We start from the raw sequence: 6,378 nt of genomic DNA on the forward strand, positions 1-6,378 counted from the left end.
TGGCCCTGTCTATTTCTATCGGGAGAAGTACCGCATGGCGCAGATCGCAAAGGTCACCTCGCTGACCGGCAAGGCATTCGTTGTGGGGGCCTACGGTTCGGTCCGTGAGCTCAAGGTGGGTGACGCCATCCAGAAGGGTGAAGTCGTGCGCACGGCTGCAGGCGCCCGTGCCGAGCTGACCATGCTAGACGGCCAGAAGCTGGTCGTCGCGGAAGAGCAGACCGTGCGTGCGGACGACAACCTGGCGCGGGGCGATGCCACGCCGTCCGCTGCAGATGGCGCGGTTGCCACAGGCACCATCGACACCGTCATCCAGGCGCTTGAGCGCGGCGGCGATCTGACCGAGGAGCTTGAGGCTGCTGCAGCCGGCGGCGGTGCCGGTGACGGCGGGGAAGGCAATGCCTTCGTCCGCCTGTTGCGCGTTGCAGAAGGGGTCGACCCGCTTTCCTTCGAGTTCAGCACCTCAACCCAGAGCGTGCCGGACGTGCTGGAACCGGGCAACAGCAACGGCCCCCTGTCAACCTCGATGACGCTCACCGCCGACCCCCTGGTGACGGAAGCCGAAGGTATCAAGTACACCGTCACGCTGGGTGCCCCTGCACGGTCCGACATGACCATCACCCTATCCAACGGCGCGGTCATCACCATTGCTGCAGGGCAGACCACGGGCTCGGTCACCGTGCCGCCTCAGGGCGATGACCCGTACCAGGACGGCGAAACGGTGCAGGTCACCGTGGGTTCGGTCACGGGTGGTGGTTACAGCACGCTGGTGGTGAATGACCAGAATGTCGTCACCGTGATCGACGACACCATCGACACGACGCACGCGGTGCTGACTTCGGAAGGCAGCGGCGACGAAGACGCGGGCTCGGTGACCTACACCATCGAACTGGACAACGCCCCGCAGGCGGACCAGCAGTTCCAGCTCACGCTGAGCAATGGCCAGGTGGTCATGCTCACCGTGGAGGCGGGCGCGACCAGCGGCTCGGTGACCGTGGCCTGGGGTGTGGAGATTCCGCCCGACGCGGTGGCGCTGAAAGGCTACCCCGACAGCGACGTGTACGCCGAAGAAGCCTTCGAGCTGAGCGCCGAGATCGTTGCCGTGGGCAACGGCGGCAACTTCGAAGCGCTGGACGTGGTCAACGAAAGCAGCCCGGTCACGATCGGCGACAGCTTCGACACGACGACCGTTACGCTTGGCAGTGTGGAGTACCTGGAAGGCACAGAAAACGCCACCGTCACCGCGACGCTGTCCAGTGCCCCGATCGACGGCCCCCTGGTGTTGACCTTGTCCAACGGCGCGACCATCACCTTTGACACAGACTACGTCGCAGGAACACCAGTCACCTCCACCCCGTTTACCGTCCTGGTAACCGAACACGGCGAGCCGGGCAGCGAAACGGATGCCGCAGTCACAGAACCCATCGCTGTCCTGTCTTACACCGGTGGTGAGCAGTTTGAGGCGCTTGACTTCATCAATGGCGAACTGACCATCCTTGACGGTCAGCCCCGGGCGGTCAACGACGTGGACGTGGTTGAGCAAGGTGTTGCAACGGGCAACGTCATCACCGGGGCGGGCACGCTTCCCACTTTCGCTGGCAACGGTGATGGGCCCCCGCCTGGGCCGTCACACCCTGTCGCGGGTGATGACCGCCCTGGTTTTGAAGGCGGGCGGCCTCCTTTTGGGCCGAAATTCCCCTCTTTTGGGGTGGACAAGCCCGGCACCGATGGCGGGCTCCATGTCGTGGGAGTCAAGGCTGGCAGCGTGGAAGGCCAGCCCGGCCCGGACGGCACGTTCACCGTGCAGGGCCAGTACGGCACCTTGACCATCCATGCGGATGGCAACTACACCTACACCTACAACGCCCAGCCCGGGAGCCTGCAGGACATCACCATGACGCCTTTTCAGCAGGGCGTGTCCTTCCTGGATGCTCAGGGCCGGTACTCGAACGCCTTGGCTGGTGGCGTGGTCACGGATGTTGGCCGTGACGGGTATGGCGTGGCGGGCAATGCCGCCATATCCGCACCGAACGAGATCAACTACTTCGACGGCAAGAGCGAAGCGCTCGCATTCCAGTTCGGTGAGCAAGCGGTGACCTCTGCCACGGTTTCGGTGTCTCGCCTGTATCAGAACGAAAAGGGTGGTGAAGCTGCACGCTGGTATGCCTTTGACTCAGAAGGCAACCTGGTGGCCAGTGGCGTGGTCAGTGCGAATGCCGAAGGGCCTTATGCCAACTCCACCAGCGTCACCTGGGTCAACGTTCACCAGGCCACGTTCACAGTGTCCGGCATTGGCGCCTTCAGCACACTCGTGTTCGACGCAGTGCCGTACAGCAAAGACGGCCACTCGACCATTGACGACTCGGACTTCTTCGTCAAGGTGCAGTCCTACGAAGTGGCGCCTAGCCTGGACGGTGACTACACAGATGTGTTCACCTACACCATCGAAGACGCCGACGGTGATCCGTCCAGCGCGACCCTGACCATCCATGGCAATGCCATTTCTGGCGAGGCGCAGCCCACAGTGGCACCGGTTGCCGTGGGCAATGCCTACGAGGTGACAGAAAACGACACCGTCGTTGGCAACGTCATCACCGACGACGACGATGGGCGCGGTGCCGCCAGCGGGCGCGACTGGGATGCCGACACCCCTGTGATCAATTTGTCCGTGGCTTCACTGCTGGTGGACGGCGTTGCCGTGGCTCCCGAGGCTGATGGCAGCTACGTGGTGGTGACGCCCTATGGCACGTTGACGATGCAGTCGGATGGCAGCTACAGCTACGTGGCCAATGGGGCAGCCACGCTGGCCTTGGCGGAAGGGGCTTTGGCGCAAGACGTGTTCCACTACACGGTCAAAGACCCGAATGGCAACGTGTCCAACGAGGCAGAGCTGGTCATCAAGATCACCGGCACGAACGACGTTCCCTTTGCGGTGGATGACTCGGTGAACCTCACGGAGGACGTGACGCTGGGCACCATCAACGGCAATGTGCTGGACAACGACGTTCCCGGCGCAGACGGCCCAATCCAGCACGTTCAATGGCTCTGGACACCCGAAGTTCTTGACGAGCTGTCCAAGTACGGCAATCTGGCGCTGGATGGCGGCGGCGTGTGGCGCTTTGACCTGCACAACGACCGGCCAGAGGTTCAGGCGCTGGCCGAAGGCGAAACCAAGAGCTTCTCGGTGGGATACGTTATCCAAGACGCCGATGGCGACCAGAGCCAGGCCACACTGACCATCAACATCACCGGTACGAACGACGCGCCTGTGGCCCAGGCTGTGACCGCAAGCGGGGTTGAAGACAGCGCTGGCATTCCCGTGACCCTCCAAGGGCACGACATTGATGGCGCTGTGACCGGCTTTGTGATCGGTAGCCTGGAGAACCTGAACGGCAAGCTCTATCTGGATGGCGTTGAACTCAACGAGGGGGATGCCGTGCCCGCTGACGCCGCTGGCGAGGCGGTGGTGACCTTTGTCCCCACGCCCGACCTGAGCCACAGCACGCCCTCAGCCTCGTTCACCTTCGAATACCAGGCCCAGGACAACACTGGCGCCTTGTCCGCACCAGCCACGGCCACCATCACCGTCGATCCGGTGACCGATGTGCCCACCGTAGAGCTGACGCTTACGCCAAGCACCACAACGTCGTTGTATGGGGTGGACTTGTCCAATGTGCTGAATGGCTCGGGCGGGGCAACAGGCACCCCGGCGGGTTTCACGGTCACGGCGTACAAAGACGGGGCGTTGGGTGAAATCTCCATCAAGGACACGGGCTTTCCCACCGGGTTCGGTGTGGCGGGTGCTGCCAGCAACGGTGCCGACTCCGAGATTGGCCAAGGAGAGAAACTGGTCGTTGAACTGGATACACCAGCGACCAGCGTCACCTTCCAACTGGCCTGGCTGAACAGCCACAACGAAACGGCGGTCTATACCGTGCGTTATACCGACGGGTCCAGCGAGTCTCACCAGATCGCTGGTGGCCACGACGGAATTGAAGACCCGGTGACATTCACCGCCACGGTTGGCAAGACCATCGCAGCCATCGAGTTCTCAACACCCGCCGATGGTGCCCGTGTTGCTACCAGCGACTACCTGCTGCACACGGTTTCCTACGAGTCGGCCACAACGAACTACACGGTGGACATCACCGCCACACCAACGGACGTTGACCATTCGGAGAGCATCACCCAGCTGCTTGTGAAGACGCCAGCCGGTACGGCACTGTCTGGCGCCGAGAACCTGGGCACGGTGGACGGTGTCACCACTTGGAAGATTGCGCTGGACGGCAGCGGCGGGTTCACCAATACGGTGGCCATTGACCCGGATACCGGTGTCGTGACCGTCAAAGGTTTGACGCTTTCGGTGCCCGCGGAAATCACCGAGTTGACCGTCACGGCCACGGCGGAGGCGCGGGATGGCTCCTCAGGCACGGCTTCCGCTGCCGACTCCGTCACGGTGCTGATGGGCACGGCAGGCAGCGACGTACTGACCGGCGGCGATGGCAGCGACATCCTGATCGGCGGTGCGGGCAACGACACCTTGACCGGAGGCGCTGGCGCCGACGTGTTCAAGTGGTCGCTGGGTGACCAGGGCACGGCAGATTCCCCGGCGGTGGATCACATCACCGACTTCAGCAAGGCCGAGGGCGACACGCTGGACCTGCGCGACCTTCTGCAGGGCGAAAGCGCGGACACCTTGACCCATTTCCTGTCGTTCGGCGAGGAGGGGGGCAAGGCCGTGTTGAATGTCAGCACCACTGCGGATGGCGACGTGACCCAGAAGATCGTCTTCGACAACATGTCGCTGGTGCAGCTGGAAAACACCTTTGGGGCCACCAGCGCAGACGACCTCATCGCCAAGATGAAGTCTGCAGGCAACCTGGATACCCATTGATGCGGCAAGTTTGAATCGCGGCCGAGAGCGCGATCCAGGGAGGCAGGCCGGGGGGCCTTGCCGCCCATTCCGGGAGGCCATCTCAGATGGCCTCCTTTTTTTACGTGCCCGCCTTGGGTGGTGAAATTGATATTTTTTGTTGTTTTTATCAAATGCTGCTTGACTCCACATTTGGGAACCCCAAAAAAAGTCGGTTGCATAGATCACTTTAGTACCTAAGTCCAATACCCAAAATTCACACGCATCGATACGCTTGAGTCACTTTTTCACTCAGGAGTACTGACATGGCCAAGTTCGCAACCGTTGCCTCCGTAAATGGCAACGCCGTCGTGGTGGGTTTGGATGGCACGGTCCGTCCGCTCAAGGTGGGGGACATCATTCAGAAGGGCGAGATCGTGCGCACCGCCGCTGGTGCACGCGTGGAGCTGGTGCTGGAAGACGGCCAGACCATGGCCGTGGCTCCTGAGCAGACGGTGCGCGTTGATGAGGCCGTGGCCCAGACCGAAAGCACCCCGGCCAGCCAGGAAGCTGCGCTGCAGGGCGGTACCGTGGACCAGATCCTCCAGGTGCTGGAGCAGGGCGGAGACCTGACGCAAGAGCTGGAAGCCGCGGCGGCCGGTGGTGGCGCCGGCAGTGGTGGTGACGGCAGCGACTTCGTTCGCTTGCTGCGCGTGACCGAAGGCGTGGACCCGCTGGCTTACGAGTACAGCTTCCAGCCCCTGCCTGGCCCTGAAGAGGTACTGTTGAGTGCCGCGGCTCCAGCTGTGGATGCCGAACCCGTGGTGGGCAATGTGACCCTGCGCTACATCCTGTTGGACGAGGAGGGGCAGCCTGTTCGCGGGGAGAACGGTGGATTCGTCTACATCGACGGTGACGATGTCATTGAAGGGACACCAGTCGGCTTGGTGGCTGAGGTGGATGTGCCTCCGACCGGGTCGGCTCTTGTCCTGACCTTGAGCAATGGCCAGACGATCACCATTCCTGTGGGTGAAAGTTTCGGATTCGTTCCGCTGGAAATTCGTGGTGATGACCAGTACATCCAAGGCACGGATCTCGTGGACGTTGCCGTGACCGGCGCCTCAGGTGGGCAGTACGACGAGCTGAATATCGATCAGGGTACAAGCATCAGCGTGGTGGACGACGACGACGCGACGACGGTGAGCCTGAACAGCCCGACGGTGAACGAAGGCGGCAACGTCACCATCACGGCGACGGTGACCAACGCACCGCAAGGCAATCTGGTGCTGACACTGAGCAACGGTCAGCAGATCACGATCCTGTCGGGCGAGACCAGCGGCAGCGTGACTTTCCCGGTACAAGGCGATGACCCGTACAAGGATGGCGAAACCTTCGAGCTGACAATCACCGATGCAGAAGGGGGCAACTATGAAGACCTCGACACCAGTGGTGCGGTGGCGACGGTGACGGTCAACGACACGATCGATGACACGGTGGTGACGCTGAACGACGTGACGGTGTCCGAA

General features: G+C 62.3%; 2 protein-coding genes. Both read left to right on the forward strand.

What is annotated here, in order from left to right; genetic code table 11:
- Positions 1–34: 34 nt before the first annotated feature.
- Positions 35–4,894, forward strand: a complete 4,860-nt coding sequence (locus ACYVHH_RS15465; protein ID WP_460566090.1) for a retention module-containing protein — start codon at positions 35–37, stop codon at positions 4,892–4,894.
- 284 nt (positions 4,895–5,178) lie between these two features.
- The coding region (locus tag ACYVHH_RS15470; protein ID WP_460566091.1) for a retention module-containing protein at positions 5,179–6,378 on the forward strand (1,200 nt) is incomplete at its 3' end.

The sequence above is a fragment of the Hydrogenophaga aquatica genome, assembly GCF_054780915.1.